Below are 19,120 nucleotides of genomic sequence, written 5' to 3' on the forward strand. Positions count from 1 at the left end.
CGTGTGGCCGACCACCACCCCACACCGCCGGGCCAACACTGATTGACCCCTCGGTCGAAGTGCGCCTACCGTGCCAGCGTGGTTACCACCATCGAACGGTTGGCGGGGTGGGCCGCTGAACTGCGTCTCGACGATGTCCCCGACGCGGTGGTCGACCTGTGCCGCACCCAACGCCGATCCGTGTTCGCGGCCACGGCCGCATCGGCCCGCGACGTCGCGTCACGGCGCGTGCTCGCCGGTGTCGAAAGCTGGGCCGGCGATGGCCCCGCAGTGGTGCCGGGATTACACCGTTCCGTTGCCGTCGACGACGCCCTCTACGCCGTGGCCGCGTTGTCGATCGCGCTCGACTTCGACGACTACATGTGCTTCGCTCACGCCGGCCACTCCGCCGTATGGGTACCGGTACTCTTCGCCGCCGAGACCGGCGCCTCGGCGGCCGAGCAACTAACCGCCCAGGTGGCGGCCAACGAGCTCGAGGCCCGCCTGGGCGGCGCCTGCCTGCTCGGGCCGCTCAATGGTCAGTTGTGGTCGTTCGTGCATGCCGCCGGAGCGGCCGTCGGCGCCGGGCGGCTGCTTGGACTCGATGCGGGCCGGCTGGCGCATGCCCTGGCCCTTGCTCTCTACCAGGCTCCGCGCGCCACCGTGCCGGGGTTCATGGCCCCCGATTCGAAGCTGCTGACGGCAGCGGAACCGACCCTGGCCGGTGTCCGGGCCGCCCGTCTGGCCGCCAACGGCGTCACCGGCCCCCTGGATGCCCTTGACCACCCGCAAGGCTTCTTCGATGCGTTCTCCTACGCGCCGCTGCCCGCACTTCTGGGTGGGCTCGGCACCGGTTGGGCGACACGGACTCTGAGCGTCAAGCGGTATCCGGGCTGCGCTTATGTCGACACGACCGTCGACGCGCTGCACGAACTCGGGCCTCCGCCACCCGACGAGGTCGCGTCGGTGGTCGTCGATGCGGGCGTGCTGACGTGCGGGATGGATGCCATGTCGCACGGGTACACGGCCGAGCGCGTGCCCACACCGGTGACTATCAACTTCTCGATCCCGTGGACCGTTGCCGCCACGCTTGTTGCCGGCCGGCTCACGCCGGACGAAGTCAACGAGGAATGGCTGGCCGGCCACCACCGCGAACTCGCCGAGGTCGCCGCCCGGGTGTCGTTGCGGCACGACTGGTCGCTCACCTTGCGGACGGCCGAAGCGATGGCACCGCTCCTTCCGGTTCGCACTATGACAGTCGGCACGCCAACCCGCCGGCTGCTCGGCGCCGTCCGGCGAACTCGCAGGGAACACAAGGGCGTTCGCTTCGCCCTCGGCGACGGCATCGCTCTGCTCCGCGCCCTGCGAGATGGCCGAGTCGGCGCGGCCGGACGAGCGGCGACAGGACAGTTGTGGGCGCCGGCAGCGCTTGACGCGTTCACCATGACTTTCCCGGCCCGGGTGCGGGTGAGGTTGCGCGACGGCCAGGAGTTAGCGGCCGAATGCGGTGTTCCCCACGGCGGAGCCGGCAATGTGAAAACCAGTCCCGACGCCGTCAGCCGCGAAAAGCTTTTGGGGAGTGGACCTGCGGTGTGGGGCCAAGAGCGGTGTGACGACATCTTCGAGGCGATTGACGCCGACGCCGACGACCTGTGGCGCCTGCTGGGCCGTCAGGGCTGACCCGGCTTGAGCCGCACGAACAGAGCGTCGGCTTCGGTCAGCAGCGTGTCGCCGTCGGCCAACCGGCCGGAGACGAAGATCTTGCGCCCGTCCACCCGGTCGATGCCGGCGTCGAACTGCAATTCCTTCTCGATCGGCACGATGTGGCGGTAGTCGATCTTCAGGTAGGCCGTGCGCTGGTAGGGACCCCCGGTGAGCACCGAGGACGTCAACCCGAGCACGCTGTCGAACAGCATGCCCAGGCAGCCGCCATGCACGGCGCCGTTGCGGCCCAGGTGAAACCGGGCGAACCGGGCCGACCCCTGGATGCGGCCGTCCTCGGTCTTGCGGGCCTTCATGGGCACGGACAGGATGTTGCCGCGCATCGGCAGGTCCATGCGGCGCCCCGACGGGGACGCCCACTCGTCGGCGTCGAACGGAGTCAGCAGGGTCGACACCTTGTCCAGCAGGTTGGCGGCCTCGGTGATCACCGCGTCGGGCGCGTCGACGGCGCGGGCATGGTCCTGCAGGGTGCGCACGGCATCGATGAACCTGCCGTAGTCGGGCCCGCCCTTGGTCGTCGGCTCCGGCGGGTTGAACCCGCCGCCGCGGTGCTGCTGATGTTCCGCCACCAGCACACCGTATTGCGCGGGAAAGGCGCGGCGCGGTCAGACCGTCTGTTGAGCCCCGGCCGCCGAGAGGGTTTCGAACTCGTCGTCGGTCAGTGTGATCTCGGCGGCGGCCACGTTTTCCTCCAGGTGCGCCACCTTCGAAGTGCCCGGAATCGGCAGCATCACCGGCGACCGTTTCAGCAACCAGGCCAGCGCCAGTTGCGACGGGCTCGCGTGGTGCTCGCCGGCGATGCGCTGCAGCGGGCCGTCGGGGGCGGCCAGCGGCCCGGCGGCCAGCGGGAACCACGGGATGAAGCCGATGCCCTGCCTGGTCGCGGCGTCCAGCAGCGGTTCGGCGCCGCGGGCGGCCAGGTTGTACATGTTCTGCACCGACACGATCTCGGTGGTTCGCTGGGCCTCCGTGAGTTGGTCGACGTTGATCTCGGACAGGCCGATGTGGCGGATCTTGCCCTCGTTCTTCAGCGTCAGCAGCTCGCCCACCTGGTCGGCCAGCGGGAAGTCGCGGTCGATGCGGTGCAGCTGGAACAGGTCGATGGTGTCGACGCCCAGGCGCCGCAGGCTCATCTCGCATTCCTGGCGCAGATAGCTCGGGTTGCCCAGCGGGATCCAGACGTCCGGTCCGGTGCGCAGCAGCCCCGCCTTGGTCGCGATCACCAGGCCCTCGTAGGGATGCAGCGCCTCCCGAATGATGTCCTCGGATATGTAGGGGCCGTAGGAGTCCGCGGTGTCGATGAAGTTCACGCCGAGCTCGACGGCGCGGCGCAACACGCGGACGCATTCGTCGCGGTCGGACGGCGGGCCCCAGACACCCTTGCCGGTCAGGCGCATGGCGCCGAACCCGAGCCGGTTTATGGTCAGGTCGCCGCCGAGGGTGAAGGTTCCGGACGCTTCTGCAACAGTTTTCGAGTTTTGTGCGGTCACTTTTACGACCGTACGCCGGAAATGTCGCCGCGCATCTCGGCGTGGCAAGCTGAGCGGGTGGACTTAGCAGCGCTCGAGGAACTCCCGCTGACCTATCCCGAGGTGGGGGCGACCGCATCCGGCAACTTGCCCGCGGGATACGGCCACCTGCACACGGAGAGTCAGATCGGCACCGGTCAGCAGCGCTTCGAGCGGGCCGCCGACGCCGTCATGCGCTGGGGCATGCAACACGGGGCCGGGCTGCGGGTGCGGGCCAGCTCCGACATCGCGGAGGTCGGCACAGTTGTGGTGGTGCGCATGGGTTTTCTGCCCGCGCCATGCCGCGTGGTGTACGTCGTCGACGAGCCCGACATCCGTGGATTCGCCTACGGCACGTTGCCGGGACATCCGGAGTCCGGCGAGGAGCGCTTCGTCGTCCGGCGCGACCCCGTCACCTCCGCGGTGTTCGCGGAGGTGACGGCGTTCTCGCGGCCCGCGACCTGGTGGAGTAAAGCCGCGGGGCCAGTGGTGTCGGTGGCCCAGCGCGTCATCGCCAAACGCTATCTGCGCGGGGTTTGAGCCGGCCGGTTACCGGCGCCCGATGCTGCCGGTGTGCACGCCCTGCGCCAGCCGGGCGAGTGCGATGGCGCCGACCAGCAGACCGAAGTCGCGCAGCGCCACGTCGTAGAAGCCCGGCCCGGTGACGAGGTCGACGATGATCCCGGCCAGCCACGCCGCGACCACCCATGCGCCGAATCGCGGCACAACGGCGACCAGCACGCCGGCCACGATCTCGATGACGCCCACCAGATACATGCATTGATCGGCGGTCCCGGGCACCAGGTCGTTGATCCAGCCGGCCAGGTACATGCTCCAGTGATGCGGATGGGTCAGCACGTTGAAGAACTTGTCCAGCCCGAAGACTATGGGCGCGATGGTGAAAACGGTGCGCAGGGCGTAGTACGCCGACAGCGCCGGGTCCTTCAATTGGGCGGTGAGCGGTGGGGTGGCGTTGGTGGTGCTCATGGATTCCTCCTTCTAACAGATAATAGTTTGAACGTTAGAACCTGTAGACTGTAGCGTCAAGAGTTTTATCCGTTAGAAATGGCTGTTGACTTGGACGACGACTCCCTGGAACGCGACGCCGCCGGCATCGGGACGCTCGCCGACCCGGTGCGCCGCGAGCTCTACCGGTTCGTGTGCGCCCAGCCGGCGCCGGTGAGCCGCGACCAGGCGGCCGACGCGGTTGGGATTGCGAACCACCAGGCCAAGTTTCACTTGGATCGGTTGACCGCCGAGGGCCTGCTGGAAAGTGACTACGCGCGAGTGACCGGCCGATCCGGGCCGGGCGCGGGGCGGACGTCCAAGCTCTATCGCCGGGCGGGCCGCGACATCGCGGTCAGCCTCCCCCAGCGCGAGTACGAATTGGCGGGACGCTTGATGGCGAAAGCAATTGCCGAGTCCTCCTCCACGGGTGCGCCCGTTGTCGAGCTCCTCAACGGGGTCGCGCATGACTACGGGCAGACCATCGCCGCCACGTCGCGCCGGCCCACCAGCCCGGCCGCCGGACTCAAGTTCGCCGTCAAGGTCTTGAGCCGATACGGCTACGAACCCCGCGCCGTCGGCCGCAGGATCGAACTCGCCAATTGCCCGTTCCACGCGCTCGCGCAGGAGCAGACCGAACTGGCCTGCAATATGAACCACGCGCTCATCACCGGCGTCGCCGATGCCCTCGCGCCGCACGGTCCCGACGCCCAGCTGTGCCCGGGGCCCGACCGCTGTTGTGTCGTGCTCACCCCCGGCGACCGCTAGGCGGACGCTAGGAGCCCCAGGTGCTCAGCAAACGCTGTGCGCCCGAACATATTTCGTCGATCACCTCGGCCACCGACGCATCGTCGCGGATCATCCCGACGCCCTGACCGGCGTCCACGGGCGCGACCCGGCGGTCGTCGGCGGCGATGGAGGCCGCGAGGTCGTCGCAGGCCTGCGGATTGAGCGTGTCCTCTTTACCCGTCCAGCGCTCGACGAAGTCGTTGGTCAGCACCCGGGACGGGAATCGCGCGGGCCACGGCCGGGCCTGGGCGACGTCGAAGGCCCGGGTGACCGCTGTGTCGGTGGCCCGGGCCGCGATCAGCGCGCGGCGGCTGCCGTCGCCGGAGAGCGCCTCCGGACACGCGGCCAGGCGGGTGCCCACCCATGCCCCGCTCGCACCGGCGGCCAGCACGGCGGCCAGGCTGCGCGCCGAAGCGACGCCGCCGCCCGCGAGGACCGGCACCGAGACGGCGTCCAGCACGGTGTCGAGCAAGGGCAGCGTCGCGAGCTTCGTCTCACCGTGACCGCCACCCTCGGACCCCCGGGCGACCAGAATGTCGACGCCGGCGTCGGACGCCTGACGCGCCCCCACACTGTCGTATACCTGTGTGGCGGTGGGGATCCCGGCGTCGTGCGCCTTGGCGACCCAGGACCAGTCGGTTCCGAAACTGACCGACAGCAGAGCCGGCCGCGCGGCCAGGGCATCCTCGAGCAGCCCCGCCTCGGTGCGCATCACCCAATCGACCAGGCCGATGCCGAACGATCCCCGCACGTGCTGCAGCTGGGTTTGCAGCAGTTCCCTGGTGGCGACGCTGCCCATGCCGACCATGCCCAGGCCGCCGGCCGCGGTCACCGCCGCTGCCAGCCGACCCCCGGCAACGCCGCCCATGGGCGCGTTGACGATCGGCACCCGCAGCCCGAACTCCCTTGACCAGGGCGTGGAAAGCATCCGGCTAGTGAACCGACGGAATGGTCTTCAGCACGGTCAGCATGACCACCGAATCCTCGACCGCAAGCAGGGCGTGCCGTTCCGTCGGGATCGCTACATAGTCGCCGGTTCTACCCTCCCAGGCGTCACCGCCGGCGGTCAGGCGCACGTGGCCCTGCAGCACCTGCAGCGTTGCCTCCGCGGGGCCGTCGTGTTCGGAAAGCTCATGGCCGCCAAGCAAAGCCAGCACGGTCTGCCGAAGTTCGTGGCTGTGGCCACCGTGGATGGTGTGGGCGGCCCGCCCGCTGTGCGATTCCTTGGCCTCGGCCAGCTTTTCGGACGCGAGGCTGGTCAACGAGATCGATTCCATAGCTGAGTCCTTTGCGGTTGAACGGACACGATCAGGCCGTCAGTAGCAGTATCCCCGCCACGACCAACGCGATTACCTTGACCACCTCGAAGCCGACGTACACGTAGTGGGCTCGGGAGCGCGGACCGTCCGACCCGGCGAGCACTCTGTCCGAGCGGCGGGTCAGTCGGGGTCGCACCGCGATCAACTGCACGGCCAGCGCGCCGGCCGCGACGAAAATCGAGACGGTGACGCCCATCGTCGTCGGGCCCCCGGCCACGATCGCCACGAGCACCAGGGCGAAGCAGACCTCGACGGTGTTGAGGCCCCTGAACACCAGCCGCCCGATGCCGAGCCCGATCTGCAACGTCACGTTGGGCGCGCGGAATTTCAGCGGAGCTTCCAGGAACGAGATCGCCAGCACCATGCCGAGCCACACGAAGGTGACCGCAACCGCGATCGCCGGCCCGGTGCTCATTTGGCCGCGGTCCGCGGCGCCAGGTGCGCCACGCACAGATCCGGTTCGACGAACGCGTCGAGCCGATCGACCGACACCGGCGCCCCCCAGGCCTCCATGGCGCCTTGCATGAGGCCCAGATGCACCGGGCACACGACGGCGGTCCGATTTTCGGCCAACTCCAGGAACGGGCAGTGCCGCAGGCCGACCTGTTGCTCCCCGTCGGCCGCCCGGCGTTCGGGCGCGAAGCCGAGCTCGTCGAGCATGTTGACCAAGTGGTCGATGGCGTCGTCGGCGCTGGCGGGTTCGCTGGGCACCGCCTCCAGGCTGGCATCCAGTTTTTGCCCCCAGGCCCGGCCCGCGGCCAACGCCTTGGCACCGGCGTCGCGCTCTCCGGCGAACGCCACGGCCAAGATCTCGGCGAGCAGGCGATAGTGCCGCGTGCCGCCGCGGTCCATCTGCCGGACGGCGCGGAACATCAGCGGCGGGCGGCCCGGCCCCTTGCGATCCAGCTCGACGTGCTCCACCTGCCCGTCACCGACCAGGCTGTCGAGGTGGAAGCGGACGGTATTCGGGTGCACGCCCAGCACGTCGGCGATGGCGGCGATGCTCATGGGATCGGGCGACGCCCGCAACACCCGCAGGACCGCCCGGCGGCGGCTGGCGGATTCCCCGATCGACGTCTGCGACAACTTCACGGGACCCTCACGCTCCTTCCGCTTGGTCAGCCCTCGGCTGAGCGGCCACCAAAGGCGTGTCTACACCGAGCGGACCCATCTTGGCCGCCCCACCCGGCGATCCCAAGGGCGCGTCGCGGCCCGGCAGCGTTTCAGCGAAGAACGCCTCGTTGTCGGCCAGGTACGGTCTGAGCTCCTCGGGCAGGTCGTCCTCGTAATAGATGGCATCGACCGGGCACACCGGCTCGCACGCGCCGCAGTCCACGCATTCGTCGGGGTGTATGTACAGCGCGCGGCCGCCCTCGTAGATGCAATCGACGGGACACTCGTCCACACAGGCGCGATCCATCACGTCGATGCATGGCTTCCCGATCACGTACGTCATGGGCTAGAGTTTACACAACATTGCTTGTAAAAACGAGAGCGTTTGGGAGAACCCGGAATGCCACCTCTGAAAAACCCTGCGCGGCAGGCGGTCTGATGATCAAGCCACAACCCGATTCCCGGGCCCCCCTGCCCGCGGCGGGCCGCGCCGACGACGCCGTCGCGGGCCATTGGCTGCTGGCCCGGCTCGGCAAACGCGTTCTTCGGCCGGGCGGCGTCGAGCTCACCCGCACACTGCTGGCCCGCGCCGAGGTGGCCGGCGCCGACGTGGTCGAGTTGGCCCCCGGCCTGGGCCGCACCGCCACCGAGATCCTGGCCCGCCACCCGCGGTCGTACGTCGGCGCCGAGGGGGATCCCGACGCGGCCAACGTGGTTCGCGGCGTGCTCACCGAACTCGGCGTCGAGAATGGCGCGGTCCGGGTCGCCGACGCGGCGGCCACCGGATTGCCGGATGCGAGCACGGATGTCGTCATCGGGGAGGCGATGCTGAGCATGCAGGGTGACGCGACCAAGCACGCCATCGTCGCCGAGGCGTCGCGAGTGCTGCGGCCGCGTGGCCGGTATGCGATCCACGAATTGGCCCTCACACCGGACACCGTCTCGGAGGAGGTCAGCACCGACATCCGGCAATCGCTGGCGCGCGCGATCAAGGTGAACGCGCGGCCGCTGACGGTCGCGGAATGGTCGGGGCTGCTTGCCGACCACGGGCTGGTGGTTGACCACGTCGCGACCGCGCCGATGGCCCTGTTGCAGCCGCGCCGACTGGTCGCCGACGAAGGGCTGCTCGGGGCGCTGCGGTTCGCCCGCAACGTGCTGGTCCACCGGGACGCCCGCAAGCGGGTCCTCACGATGCGCCGCACGTTCCGCCGGCACCGCAAGCAACTGGCCGCCGTCGCAATCGTCGCCCACAAACCCTGACCCCGCGCGACATCGACTAAATGCTTTGCGCCGACGCCGGTTTCGCGTCTTCTGGGTGGGCGAGCCGATAGACCTCGATGAGGCGCGCCACATCGGTGGGCGTAACGATGCCGACCACCTGCGCGCCGTCGAACACCAGGGCACGGCTGCGGGGACCGGCCGGTGCCATCCGCTCCAGCAGGGCGGTCAGCGGCTCTTGCGGCGTGCCTGACGGCACCTCTTGCAGCGGTTGCGCGACCTGCCCCACGGTGACGGTGGCGCGCTGGCCGGGCGCGACCTCACGCAACCGACTCAACGTGATCAGACCGGTGATGGCCCCGCTCCGGTCGACGACCGGGTACGCCGAATGCCGGTCACCGAGCACATAGCGCTGGACGAAATCGTCGACGGTGATCCAACCGGGCGCGGTATGCGGCCCGGCGGTCATCGCGTCGGCGACGCGTACGCCGGAGAACATCTGCTGGGTCGATATCCGCGTCTCCTCCTCGCGACTGGCGGCGAAGATGAACCAGCCGATAAACGCCAGCCAGACACCGCCGACCACACCGCCCAACAAGAATTCGGCCAGCCCCAGCCCGATGAGGATGAAGGCGACCACCCGTCCGGCGTGCGCCGCGCCGATGCTCGCTCGCACGCTGTCCCCGTGGCGGCGCCACAGGATGGCCCGCAGCACCCGGCCGCCATCCAGGGGTGCGCCGGGCAACAGGTTGAAGAGGCCCAGCAGCAGATTGATGGCGGCCAACCAGGAAGCGACCCCGATCACGATGGGAGCGGCGCGCACGGTATGCAGCGCCGCGACCAGCCCGCCGAAGGCGGCGGCCAGCGCGAGGCTGGTGGCCGGCCCGGCGATCGCGATCCGGAAGGCCGCCTTGGGCGTCTTGGCCTCGCCGCCGAGGGTGGTCACGCCGCCGAAAAGCCAGAGCGTCACGCTCCCCACGGACACCCCGGCGCGGCGGGCGACGACGGCATGCGCGAGCTCGTGCGCCACCAGCGACGCCAGCAGCACCAGCGCGCCGCACGCTCCGGCCAACCAGTAGGCGCCGTGCGAATATCCTTTGACGGTTCCGGGCAGCGTGCTGGCCAGGCTCCAGGTGAACAACCACAGGATGACCAGCACGCTCCAGTGGACGTTCACCGGAAATCCGGCGATCCGCCCTATTGGGATCGCGTCGCGCACGTCAAACCTCCAAAGTCGTTGAGCAGAGCCGGTTCGACTGCCGTCTCTGGCTCGAAAGTAGGGCGCCGCCGCGGCCGCCGCTAGGGCACTAGGACCCCGCGCGGGCGGCCAATCGGCCTGCGTGGGACACGATCAGAATTCGCACCGGCGCCCCAGGCAGCCGCCGCTGAACGTGGCGTCGGCGGCAAGCAGGGCCTCCTCGGCGCCGACGTAGGTGAGCACCTGTCCGGCCCGAGTGCCGTAGCGGTAGACGGTGATGCCTTTCACCCTCGCCTTCCACGCGGCCAGATAGATCGCGCGGACGTCGTCGACGGTCGATTCCGCCGGCAGGTTGACGGTTTTGGACACCGCGGCGTCGACGTGCCGCTGCACCGCGGCCTGCATCCGCAGGTGCCAATCCGGGGTGATCTCCCCGGCGGTGGGAAACGCCGCCCGAACCTCGGCGGGGACGTGTCGGTCCGCGCGCACGCCGCCGTGCCGGGCGATTTCGGCGATCAGGTCGGGATGGTAGAAACCGCGGTCGCGGGCGAGCCGGTCGAAACACGGGTTGACCTCGAGCAGGCGTCGCCCGATGACGGCCCGGACGTAGGCGATCGCGAACATCGGCTCGATGCCCGCGCTGGTCCCGGCGATCAACGAGATGGTGCCGGTCGGCGCGATGGAGGTGAGCTGGGCGTTGCGCCGTGGCGCAGAGCCCGCGAAGCGGCTTTCCGGGAAGGCCGGAAACGGTCCACGCTCCTCAGCCAGCCGCTCGGATGCGCCATGTGCGACCTGGTTGACGGTGCGGGCGATCCGGCCGGCCAGGCGAACTCCGCGCTCGCTGTCATACGGAATGCCCAAGCCGGCCAGCATCTCCGCCAGGCCCATGACGCCCAGCCCGATCTTGCGGGTGGCCTTGGTGGCCGCTTCGACTTCGGGGAAGGGAAAGCGGCTGACGTCGATGACGTCGTCCAGGAAGCGCACGGCCAGTTCCGTCACCGCTGTGAGCCGATCCCAATCGATGCCGCCGCGGCTGACCATCCGGGCAAGGTTGATCGAACCCAGGTTGCACGACTCGTAGGGCAACAGCGGGACTTCCCCGCACGGGTTGGTGGCCTCGATCCGGCCCGACGCCGGCGTCGGATTGGCGCGGTTGATCGTGTCGAGGAACACCAGTCCGGGGTCGCCACACTGATGTGCGGCCTCGCAGATCGCGGTGAACAGATCGGCCGCGGGCACCGTCGCGACCGTCGTGCCCGTCCTCGGGTTGACCAGCCGATGGCTGCCGCCGCGCCCGACGGCGCGCAGAAATCGGTCCGTCACGCCCACCGACAGATTGAACTGGTTGAGCTCGCTCGCCGAGCGGGACTTGGCGGTGACGAAGTCGTAGATGTCGGGGTGCGATACGTCGAGCACCGCCATCGACGCACCGCGTCGGCGGCCACCCATCGAGATCACCGCGGCGGCGTAATCGAACAGCCGAAGGAACGAGAGGGGTCCGCTGGCCGTCCCGCCGGTACGGGCCACCGAATCGCCGGCGGGTCGCAGGTGGGTGAACGCGTAGCCGGTCCCGCCACCCGCCTGGTGTATGTCCGCGCTCTGCGCGAGCGCGGTGAAGATCGAGCGCAGCGAATCAGCCACTGGCAGAACGAAACACGCGGAAAGCAGCCCCAATTCGGTGCCAGCGTTCATCAGCGTCGGCGAGTTGGGTAGAAACTCGAGGTCACGCAGCAGCGCCGAAAACCGTTGGGCCCACACCGCCGAGGACCCGGACTGAAACCGCTCTTCGGCCCGCGCGACGTGGTTCGCGACGCGGTCCATCATTTCGCCGGTTGATTCAATCGGCCTGCCACGGTCGTCGCGCAGCAGATAGCGCTCGCCCAGCACCGTCACGGCGGCCACGCTCAATTTGAGTTCGTCGCGCACACCTATCAGCTCTTTGGTCGCACGCAATTCGGCATGGTGGCTGCGGTACACGGCATAAGCGCGGGCAACGTCGTCCAGGCCGGCCGCGGCCAGCTGCGCCTCGACCACATCTTGGATCTCCTCGACCCTCGGAATTGCGCTGCGGGCCTGACCCGCAAGCGCATCGGCCACCGACCTGGCCAGCCCGCCGGGCAAGTCCGGGTCGCGGCGTCCGACCTCCCGCGCGGCCCGAGCGATCGCCGTCTCGATGCGGCCCACATCGAAAGGCACCAGGCGTCCGTCCCGGCGCCTGACGCTCGACGGCCACCGCGCGGACCGCGCTGTCCCGACCATCGTTCGAGTATCCCCGTCACACCCAAAAGTCGTAGCCCGAAACGAGATAAGGACTTCCGTCCCTACCGTGGTGGCCCCTCGCGTGGTCGGATCGAAGACGTCCGTTTCAGACAACAGACATCCCAGGAGAAAACAATGACCAGCACACTGCCTGCGACGCAGAAGCCGCACATGCTGTTCCCCGAGTTCGCGGACTTCTTCTCGGCGTTCCCGTCGTTCGCCGGAATCCGTCCGATGTTCGACACCCGGCTCATGCGGTTGGAAGACGAGATGGTCGACGGCCGCTACGAGCTGCGCGCCGAGATTCCCGGCATCGACCCGGCCACGGACGTCGATATCACCGTCCGCGACGGTCAGCTCACCATCAAGGCCGAGCGCAGCGAGAAAAAGGAGTTCGACGGCCGATCGGAGTTCTCCTACGGCTCGTTCGTCCGCACCGTATCGCTGCCGTCCAACGCCAACGAGGACGACATCAAGGCCACCTACGACAAAGGCATCCTCACCGTCTCGGTGCCGGTCTCACAGCCCGCGCCCGAGGAGAAGCACGTAAAGATCGCCGCGAAATAGTCGGCAGAAGCGGGGCCCGGGCAGCGTCGCCCGGGCCCACCACGGCTGTTGCGGGCGCCGGCTCCGGTGATGACTTTGGGCCCTATCCGCAATCTGCGCGTGACGGAATAATGGCGACGTCTGACGTAACTTGGCTGGTGCGGTTGCGGCTGAACGAAGGAGCATGGCGGCTATGGGCGGTATTCCAACGTTGTCGTTGACCGACTCTGACGTGGACATCCTGGCTTCGGAATTCCTGCAATCGCGGTATCTCGGCCCGATCTATGCCGACTGGTCCCCCGATCGACGCCTCGACACGTTCCTGCGGCGCCGCGGCCTGTCGCGTGTTGCCGACGACGGCGACCTGGCCAATACCGTCCTGGAACGCATCATGGCCCACGTCGGCCGCGCCTCGCAGCGGGCGCGAGGCTGATTGCGACAGCGGCCCCTGGCGCCGGTGCTCAGTCGGCAACGCCTACTGCCGCTTCGAGCTCGGCCAGGCACTCCTCGGTCCACGGGATGAGCGTCTCGATATCGGGCACCACGTCGCGGCCCGCGGCATAGCCGAACCCGATCCGGTCGGCGTACGCGCATGTCGTGATGTTGAGCGCGTGACCGTCGTAGACCGTCGACACCGGATACATCTCCTCGATTCGAGCGCCGTTCCAATACATTTCGGCTACCGGTCCGCGAACATGGGAAATCGGCAGGTTGTATCCGGTCCGGATTTTCGGCGTGAACGGCAGCAGCGGGCCGACTGCCGTCGCTGCGATGCTGCCGGCGTTCGTCAGCAGTGACGCCGCCGCTCCCCGTTTGGCCACCCAGTGCTTGCCCTCGGACATGGATCGATGGATCGCGTTCAGCCGGGCCAGTGGGTCATCCAGGTTGGTGCCCAGCGGACACATCCACAGCCCAAACCTGTTGCCGTGCTGATCGTTTCGTGCCTCATGCTCGGGGTCGCGCACCGTGATGGGGCAGGCGGCCACCAGTGACCGGTTGGGCAGTTCCGCGCGATCAGTCAGCCAGCGGCGCACCACGCCGGCCGCCATCGCTGTGAGCACGTCGTTGCCGGTCACGCCGGCCGCCTGCCGCACGGCTTGGATGCGATCTTTCGCCCAGCTGCCCGCGGCGACCGCGCGCTCGGGACCCACGCGGCCGTTGAACCGGGTGTAGGGCGCCCCCAGGGGCAGCACCGTGGTGTGCCCGACCAGGGCATCCAGCACCGTCGCAACCTCGCCGGTGGCCACCCGCCCGATCAGCCCCGCACTTGACGCCGCCGCACCGGTCAGCGACCGCAGCGGCGCGACCAGACGAGACACCAACCCGGCCGAAGCCGGCGGCGAGGGCTCGGGACGGCAATCGGCGTAAAACGGCGGCATCGACCGGCGGTCGGGATCACTGCTGAGCGCGTCGGTGATCATCTGAAAACCGGCCACCCCATCGGTCACGCTGTGATGCACCTTGATGTAGAACGCGAAGCGGCCCCCGTCGAGGCCGTCGATCAGATACGACATCCACATCGGCCGGCTCCAGTCGAGGCGCATCGCGTCCAGCTCCCCGATCAGCCTCCAGAACCCATCCCCGGACACCGTGCGGCGCTGGCAATGTCGGCTCACATCAACGGAATCCATGTGCCGCCAGACCCACATGCCACCGGTCTCCACACCGCGATGCGGATACCTGCGGAGCCTCGGATCGATCGGGTCGTTCCCGCCCAGCGTCTTCCGGTGCAGTTCGTCGACGTAGTCGGGCCCGGCGCCGTCAGGCGGCGACAGGATCAGCACGGCACCGACGTGCATTGGGTTGGACACCCACTCCGCGGTCATCATCGCCGCGTCCAGCGGATCCAGCGGGTTCATTCTCCACCTCCGCGACTAGGCGGGGCGGTCGCGCCGGGGCACCGCCCCATCCAATAGGCCCGACTGCTGCAACGCAGCCTCGAGGAACCGCTGTACCGGTCGCGCACGGAAGAAGCCGGTATGACCGCCGCGGTACCAAACGATCTCCGGTTTCCCCCAGTGTTCCCACAGGCGGACCACCTGCTCGCGTGGATGCACGACCTGATCGGCGACGCCGGCGTAGATGAAGCGGCCCGGCATAGGCACGAGCGGAGCGAGCGACAGCGGCGACGTCATCCGCCCGATGGGCTCGGCGGCTTCGATCGTCCGGCGGCGCGGATCGTCGGGGCCAAGCCCGGAGTGCCGACTCAGCAGCCCGACCAGGTCTGCGACCGGGACGCCGAGAATCGCGCAGGTGAGCCCGGTTTCGAGGCTGGCGACCAACGCCGTGATGTAGCCGCCCAGCGACAGACCGTTCAACCCGATCTGCGATTCCGGCTCTTCTCGGCGTATCCAGGACAGCAACCGCCGGATGTCCCACACCGCCTGCGCAGTCGCGTGCACGTCGTCGAGGATGTCCTCGCCCGGAAACACCGCACCCTTCGGCAGGCCCCGGGCGCGGGGGCCGTGCATCGGCAGGACCGGCATGACGACGTTCAACCCGAGGTCTTCGTGTAACCGCCAGGCCCGGAACAAGGCGAGATCCAACGCGGCCCGACCCATTTCGGTTCCGTGGATGCACACCAGCCATGGGCGTGGTTGCGGATGGCGGAGCAACAGGGCGTACTCGCGGTCGTTCGCGGTGTAGCCCATCCACCGCTGTGCACCGGGTTCACCCGGCCGGGGCCGGTATCCGCTGTCGAAGAAGATGCGGTGGAAGGAACGCCTCCCCCCTTTGACCTCTCGCACCGTGACGTCCGAAAGTGGCGGCGGCGTGCCGAAAAATCGCCTCGGCTTAGTGAGCCATCCCCGATCGCCATAGAACTTCAGCCCCGCGGCCACCTCGCTCGTGATGCGCTCGAAATCCTCGGGGCGGCTGATCGGGCGCCGCGCCTTCAGACCCATCAGGACGACCTCGTCGCGGAACGCCTGGGCCGCCAGGGCGAGTGTGGGTCGCGCGATCGGAAGCTCGTCAGGGGCTTGGCCGAGGTATTCGCGCCATGACTCGGCGAAATATCGACCGGTGCTCGTGAACGGTTTGACGGCACTGCCCAGGCCGACGCCCCCGGGCGGGGTCAACGGCAAAGCGCCCGGGCGTCGTGAAGCGCCGTTGTTGGTTGGTACCGCCATGGTGGCAAATTAGCAGGCGCTGAAATCGTCGTGTTAGGGACTTACGGCCCGGTCGGGGCCGCGAAAGTCCTTGGCCGGCAAGCCGAGGGCGGGCGGCCGGTCTGGGCCGTATGACCGGGCGCGAAAGGTCTTTTGTCACTCGCGCCGATGTCTGGCCGGTCGTAACCTCGGAGCCGTCACAAGTATCTCCGAAAAACCCCTTGTCGATTAGGAGTGAGATCATGACCGAAGCACCGCACAAGACCGAGCCACGTTGGGCCGAACTCTCCGACGACGTGCTGGAATCCGTCGAATCCGGCCGCAAGCACGCCATCGAGGCCGTCCGCAAGTTCGTCGACCAGATCAGTCCGGTGCTCCCCGAGCAGTCGCGACGCAAGACCGTCGTCGACGCCGCGCTGGACCTGGCCGACGACCTGGTCACCGCCCGCATCGAATTCTTCCGCAACGTGGTGCGCAGCGCCGGTCAGGCCGTAAGCAAGCACGACGAATAGACCGCTGCCGCAGGCTATTCGACGTCCGACTCCCCCGATAGCACCCGGACGGCGTTCCGCACGGCGTGCTGCAATTCGACCGCAGCGGTCCAGCTGTCGCCCGAGGGCATGATCGGCTCCCCCACCGCAATGTCGATCGCTCCGCGGCGCGGGAAATGGTGTTCTGGGCGCAGAATCGTCCGGGTCCCGCGAATCCCCACCGGCGTGACGGGCACGCCGGTTCGGGCGGCCACTACGAAGGCGCCCATGTGAAACGGGCGCAACCCCGGGGCGCGGGCAAGGCGGCCTTCCGGGAAGATCACGAGCGACTGGCCGGCCCGCACCAGGTCGGCCAGCCGGTCGGTGTCCGCCACGCCGTGTTCACGCTCGTGACGTTCCACGAACTGGTGGCCCAGCCGCCTGAGCACGAATCCGTTGATGCTTTGATGCTCAAGGACTTCGGCGGCGACGAAGTGAAACCGTTGCGGCATTTCCGACGCCAGTGCCAGCGGATCGATCCAGCTGGGGTGGTTGGCCACCGCAATCGACGCGCCTGCCGGGAAGCGGTCGAGGCCATCCACGGTGATCACCGTCCCCGTGAGGCGAGCCAGCAACCGGACCGCGGCGCGGGCCACCCGCCAACGCCAATCCGCCCGCGGTAGCAGCAGCAGCGAGGCGGCAACCGCCAGCCCGAGGATCGTGTACACCGCCCACGCGTAGCCGGCGAAGGCCACGTCGCCCGCCGCGCGACGAACGCGGCGCAGTGAAGGCATCGCGCCGCGGAGGCGAAGCCGTGCCAGTTCCCACCACAACGCCCGTGGTCGCGCACCGATCTTGCCGGAGTGGTAGAGGGCCCGGCTGGCGGCCCGCCTGATCTTGCCGCTGGAAGTCTTGAGTACGGTGCGCGGTGGCGCCAGCACCACATCGTCGGGCGCTACCCCGAGCAGATCGACTGTAGTGGCCGCGATTTCGGAGCGTAACGCGGCGCGCGCGTCGTCTCGAATCGCTCGGGTCTCGGCCATGACCACGAGTCGCTCGGGGCCACCGGAGGGATCGGGAGAGGCGAATACCGCCACACAGCCCTTGCGGACACCTTGGATGTTGCCCACCGCCTCTTCCAGTTCCGCGGGGTGCAGGTTGCGTCCGGCCCGGATGATCATGTCCTTGATCCGGCCGGTGACGTACAGGTCAGCCTCGACCGTGTACCCCAGGTCGCCGGTGTCGAGCCAGGCGTCGTGGAACAGTGCGCGCGTCGCCGCCGGGTTGTTGAAATAGCCTGCGGTTGCCGACGGACCGCGGAACTCCACCCGCCCCTCACGGCGGTCACCCAATTCGTTGCCGGCCGCGTCGACGATCCGGATCTCGTGCCCGGACAGGGGTCGGCCGCAGGCGACGAATCGAAGGTCCCGCTCCCCGGGCTTGGCGGGCTCGGCCTGCCCGGACCTGACGAAGGTGTCTCGGCGAATCCGGTCGATGATCGGCCCTCGGTTCAGTGGGGGGAACGCCAGCCCCACCGACGACTCGGCCAGCCCATAGACCGGTGTCATCGCTTCCCGGCGAAACCCGTACGGGGCGAAGCGATCACCGAAACGTTCGATGGTGGCGGCGCTCACCGGTTCGGCGCCGTTGTAGGCAAGCCGCCAGCAACTGAGATCGAGTCCCTCGATCTCTTCGTCGCGGATCTTCGACAGGCAGAGTTCATAGGCGAAATTCGGGCCGGCCGACATGGTGGCACGGTTGGCATGGATCGCCCACAGCCATCGCGAGGGGCGGATCAGGAACGCCTGCGGGCTCATCACGACCAGCGGGACGCCGAAGTACAAGCTGCCCAACCATGCACCGATCAAACCCATGTCGTGATACAGCGGCAGCCAACTGACGAACGTGTCCGACCCGGTCGCCGCCGCGGCGCGACCCATCGCCCGGATGTTGGCGAGCAGGTTGCGGTGCTTCAGCGCGACCCCTTTGGGCTGCCCGGTGCTGCCGGAGGTGTACTGCACCAGCGCCAGGTCGTCAGTCCGCGGCCTGGGAAGCGATGATGGTGCGTGTTCGCCTGCGTGCGTGAGAGATTCGGGAACGAGGACATGACGCAGGCTTTCGACGTTCGAGCGCAACAGGTGGCCCAGGGCGACGGCCTCCGGCACCGTGACGAGCATCGTGGCGCGTGCATTGGCGAGGATGCCGGCGGTGCGACGCAGGTGGTCCGCCAGCTGAGACGGCCGCGCGGGCGGGTAGACCGGGACGGGCACCGCGCCGGCGAGGACCACGCCGGCGAATGTCACGAAATACGCCCGGCAGGTCGGCAGCATGATCGCGACAGCGTCACCCGGCATGACGTCGTGCGCGATCAGTCCGGCCGCCACCGCGGCCGCCTCGCGGTGCAGATCCGCATAGGTCATGTCGGTGCTGTTCCGGGGGTCACCCGCATCGTCGAGGATCCGGAGGTGGATGCGGCCCGGGGTCGCACCGACGTGCCAGTTGAGGGCGTCGTTGACGGTCAGCGCTGATTCGGGCGCCGGCGCGGACGATGCGGTGGCCGGAAGCGAGACGACGCCACGGTCCGCGCGCACCGCGGCGTGACCCCGACCCAGGACCGGGTTGAGCGCCGCCACCAGGTCGCGCGGTGTCTCCGCGCTGGCCAGGGTGTGGGGCGGCAGCGCCACCCCGAATTCGTCCTGCACGCGCAGCAACAATTCCGCCAGTTCCAGGCTGCCGATGCCCAGGTTGTCGAAGGAGCTGTCAAGCGTCACCGAGGGTGGCGTGGCCTGCGAGTGAACCTCTTCGACGAGGCCACGCACCAGCGCGAGGACGGGAGGAGCGCATTCTTGGTGTGCCATCGGTCGGCGCGACTCCTTCGACTAGCAAG

20 protein-coding genes are annotated in these 19,120 nt (G+C 68.7%); 7 read left to right on the forward strand and 13 right to left on the reverse strand.

What is annotated here, in order from left to right; genetic code table 11:
• Positions 1–78 precede the first annotated feature (78 nt).
• Positions 79–1,659, forward strand: coding sequence for an MmgE/PrpD family protein (locus A5758_RS20975; protein ID WP_067743985.1), 1,581 nt, complete (start codon positions 79–81; stop codon positions 1,657–1,659).
• Here the strand turns inward: A5758_RS20975 and A5758_RS20980 are convergent.
• Both A5758_RS20980 and A5758_RS20985 read right to left on the reverse strand, forming a co-directional pair.
• On the reverse strand, positions 1,650–2,276 hold the full coding sequence (locus A5758_RS20980; RefSeq protein WP_067743988.1) for a PaaI family thioesterase: 627 nt from the start codon (positions 2,274–2,276) through the stop codon (positions 1,650–1,652). The two genes, A5758_RS20975 and A5758_RS20980, sit on opposite strands and share 10 nt — an antisense overlap.
• A gap of 30 nt (positions 2,277–2,306) precedes the next feature.
• Positions 2,307–3,191, reverse strand: coding sequence for an aldo/keto reductase (locus A5758_RS20985; RefSeq protein ID WP_067743990.1), 885 nt, complete (start codon positions 3,189–3,191; stop codon positions 2,307–2,309).
• A gap of 57 nt (positions 3,192–3,248) precedes the next feature.
• Between A5758_RS20985 and A5758_RS20990 the strand changes: the two genes are divergently transcribed.
• Positions 3,249–3,749 carry a DUF1990 family protein gene (locus A5758_RS20990; RefSeq protein WP_067744689.1) on the forward strand — a complete coding sequence of 167 codons (501 nt, stop codon included), beginning with the start codon at positions 3,249–3,251 and terminating at the stop codon, positions 3,747–3,749.
• A 9-nt stretch (positions 3,750–3,758) separates the two neighbouring features.
• On the opposite strand, the gene A5758_RS20995 is transcribed toward A5758_RS20990, so the two are convergent.
• Positions 3,759–4,196: a DoxX family membrane protein gene (locus tag A5758_RS20995; RefSeq protein WP_067205722.1), complete on the reverse strand. Its 438-nt coding sequence runs from the start codon at positions 4,194–4,196 to the stop codon at positions 3,759–3,761.
• Positions 4,197–4,274: 78 nt separating this feature from the next.
• Between A5758_RS20995 and A5758_RS21000 the strand changes: the two genes are divergently transcribed.
• Positions 4,275–4,982, forward strand: coding sequence for a metalloregulator ArsR/SmtB family transcription factor (locus A5758_RS21000; protein WP_156622730.1), 708 nt, complete (start codon positions 4,275–4,277; stop codon positions 4,980–4,982).
• Between the two features lie 7 nt (positions 4,983–4,989).
• Here A5758_RS21000 and A5758_RS21005 read toward each other — a convergent pair whose 3' ends face one another.
• Genes A5758_RS21005 through fdxA form a run of 5 tightly spaced genes read right to left on the reverse strand, consistent with a single transcriptional unit; the run spans position 4,990 to position 7,778 of the window.
• Entirely contained in the window at positions 4,990–5,931 is a 942-nt protein-coding gene (locus tag A5758_RS21005; RefSeq protein WP_067743996.1) for a nitronate monooxygenase family protein, read from the reverse strand.
• 4 nt (positions 5,932–5,935) lie between these two features.
• Positions 5,936–6,280 (reverse strand): cupin domain-containing protein, encoded by a 345-nt coding sequence (locus A5758_RS21010; RefSeq protein WP_067205733.1) that lies wholly within the window; start codon positions 6,278–6,280, stop codon positions 5,936–5,938.
• A gap of 31 nt (positions 6,281–6,311) precedes the next feature.
• Entirely contained in the window at positions 6,312–6,737 is a 426-nt protein-coding gene (locus tag A5758_RS21015; RefSeq protein WP_067205886.1) for a hypothetical protein, read from the reverse strand.
• The gene (locus A5758_RS21020; RefSeq protein WP_231987374.1) at positions 6,734–7,414 is read right to left on the reverse strand and encodes a metalloregulator ArsR/SmtB family transcription factor; all 681 of its coding nucleotides are present in this window, start codon (positions 7,412–7,414) and stop codon (positions 6,734–6,736) included. Before A5758_RS21020 ends, A5758_RS21015 begins: the two co-directional genes overlap by 4 nt.
• A 7-nt stretch (positions 7,415–7,421) precedes the next feature.
• The gene (fdxA, locus tag A5758_RS21025) at positions 7,422–7,778 is read right to left on the reverse strand and encodes a ferredoxin (protein WP_067205739.1); all 357 of its coding nucleotides are present in this window, start codon (positions 7,776–7,778) and stop codon (positions 7,422–7,424) included.
• Positions 7,779–7,873: 95 nt separating this feature from the next.
• Here fdxA and A5758_RS21030 point away from each other — a divergent pair, with 95 nt between their 5' ends.
• On the forward strand, positions 7,874–8,695 hold the full coding sequence (locus A5758_RS21030; RefSeq protein ID WP_067205743.1) for a class I SAM-dependent methyltransferase: 822 nt from the start codon (positions 7,874–7,876) through the stop codon (positions 8,693–8,695).
• Between the two features lie 16 nt (positions 8,696–8,711).
• Here A5758_RS21030 and A5758_RS21035 read toward each other — a convergent pair whose 3' ends face one another.
• Complete coding sequence (locus tag A5758_RS21035) at positions 8,712–9,872, reverse strand: site-2 protease family protein (RefSeq protein WP_067205746.1); 1,161 nt, start codon at positions 9,870–9,872, stop codon at positions 8,712–8,714.
• Positions 9,873–10,004: 132 nt separating this feature from the next.
• On the reverse strand, positions 10,005–12,110 hold the full coding sequence (locus tag A5758_RS21040) for an adenosylcobalamin-dependent ribonucleoside-diphosphate reductase (protein ID WP_067743999.1): 2,106 nt from the start codon (positions 12,108–12,110) through the stop codon (positions 10,005–10,007).
• A gap of 135 nt (positions 12,111–12,245) precedes the next feature.
• On the opposite strand from A5758_RS21040, the gene A5758_RS21045 reads away from it, so the two are divergent.
• Positions 12,246–12,677 carry an Hsp20/alpha crystallin family protein gene (locus A5758_RS21045; RefSeq protein WP_067744002.1) on the forward strand — a complete coding sequence of 144 codons (432 nt, stop codon included), beginning with the start codon at positions 12,246–12,248 and terminating at the stop codon, positions 12,675–12,677.
• Between the two features lie 196 nt (positions 12,678–12,873).
• Positions 12,874–13,089, forward strand: coding sequence for a hypothetical protein (locus tag A5758_RS21050; RefSeq protein WP_197504021.1), 216 nt, complete (start codon positions 12,874–12,876; stop codon positions 13,087–13,089).
• Positions 13,090–13,117: 28 nt separating this feature from the next.
• Here A5758_RS21050 and A5758_RS21055 read toward each other — a convergent pair whose 3' ends face one another.
• Complete coding sequence (locus A5758_RS21055) at positions 13,118–14,515, reverse strand: wax ester/triacylglycerol synthase family O-acyltransferase (RefSeq protein ID WP_067744008.1); 1,398 nt, start codon at positions 14,513–14,515, stop codon at positions 13,118–13,120.
• Between the two features lie 15 nt (positions 14,516–14,530).
• Positions 14,531–15,784, reverse strand: a complete 1,254-nt coding sequence (locus A5758_RS21060; RefSeq protein ID WP_067744011.1) for a S9 family peptidase — start codon at positions 15,782–15,784, stop codon at positions 14,531–14,533.
• Between the two features lie 221 nt (positions 15,785–16,005).
• Here A5758_RS21060 and A5758_RS21065 point away from each other — a divergent pair, with 221 nt between their 5' ends.
• Positions 16,006–16,275, forward strand: coding sequence for a hypothetical protein (locus A5758_RS21065; RefSeq protein ID WP_067205764.1), 270 nt, complete (start codon positions 16,006–16,008; stop codon positions 16,273–16,275).
• A 14-nt stretch (positions 16,276–16,289) separates the two neighbouring features.
• Here A5758_RS21065 and A5758_RS21070 read toward each other — a convergent pair whose 3' ends face one another.
• Positions 16,290–19,091, reverse strand: coding sequence for an AMP-binding protein (locus A5758_RS21070; RefSeq protein ID WP_067744014.1), 2,802 nt, complete (start codon positions 19,089–19,091; stop codon positions 16,290–16,292).
• Positions 19,092–19,120: the final 29 nt, after the last annotated feature.

This window comes from Mycobacterium sp. 852014-50255_SCH5639931, from assembly GCF_001665605.1.
Taxonomy (GTDB): Bacteria; Actinomycetota; Actinomycetes; order Mycobacteriales; family Mycobacteriaceae; genus Mycobacterium; species Mycobacterium paraffinicum.

Coding starts and splice junctions, on each gene's coding strand:
- A5758_RS21010 (WP_067205733.1), bottom strand. CDS start 6,280: ATGGAATCGATCTCGTTGACCAGCCTCGCGTCCGAAAAGCTGGCCGAG.
- A5758_RS21040 (WP_067743999.1), bottom strand. CDS start 12,110: ATGGTCGGGACAGCGCGGTCCGCGCGGTGGCCGTCGAGCGTCAGGCGC.
- A5758_RS20995 (WP_067205722.1), bottom strand. CDS start 4,196: ATGAGCACCACCAACGCCACCCCACCGCTCACCGCCCAATTGAAGGAC.
- A5758_RS21005 (WP_067743996.1), bottom strand. CDS start 5,931: ATGCTTTCCACGCCCTGGTCAAGGGAGTTCGGGCTGCGGGTGCCGATC.
- A5758_RS21060 (WP_067744011.1), bottom strand. CDS start 15,784: ATGGCGGTACCAACCAACAACGGCGCTTCACGACGCCCGGGCGCTTTG.
- A5758_RS21055 (WP_067744008.1), bottom strand. CDS start 14,515: ATGAACCCGCTGGATCCGCTGGACGCGGCGATGATGACCGCGGAGTGG.
- A5758_RS21000 (WP_156622730.1), top strand. CDS start 4,275: ATGGCTGTTGACTTGGACGACGACTCCCTGGAACGCGACGCCGCCGGC.
- A5758_RS21065 (WP_067205764.1), top strand. CDS start 16,006: ATGACCGAAGCACCGCACAAGACCGAGCCACGTTGGGCCGAACTCTCC.
- A5758_RS21070 (WP_067744014.1), bottom strand. CDS start 19,091: ATGGCACACCAAGAATGCGCTCCTCCCGTCCTCGCGCTGGTGCGTGGC.
- A5758_RS21030 (WP_067205743.1), top strand. CDS start 7,874: ATGATCAAGCCACAACCCGATTCCCGGGCCCCCCTGCCCGCGGCGGGC.
- A5758_RS21045 (WP_067744002.1), top strand. CDS start 12,246: ATGACCAGCACACTGCCTGCGACGCAGAAGCCGCACATGCTGTTCCCC.
- A5758_RS21015 (WP_067205886.1), bottom strand. CDS start 6,737: ATGAGCACCGGGCCGGCGATCGCGGTTGCGGTCACCTTCGTGTGGCTC.
- fdxA (WP_067205739.1), bottom strand. CDS start 7,778: ATGACGTACGTGATCGGGAAGCCATGCATCGACGTGATGGATCGCGCC.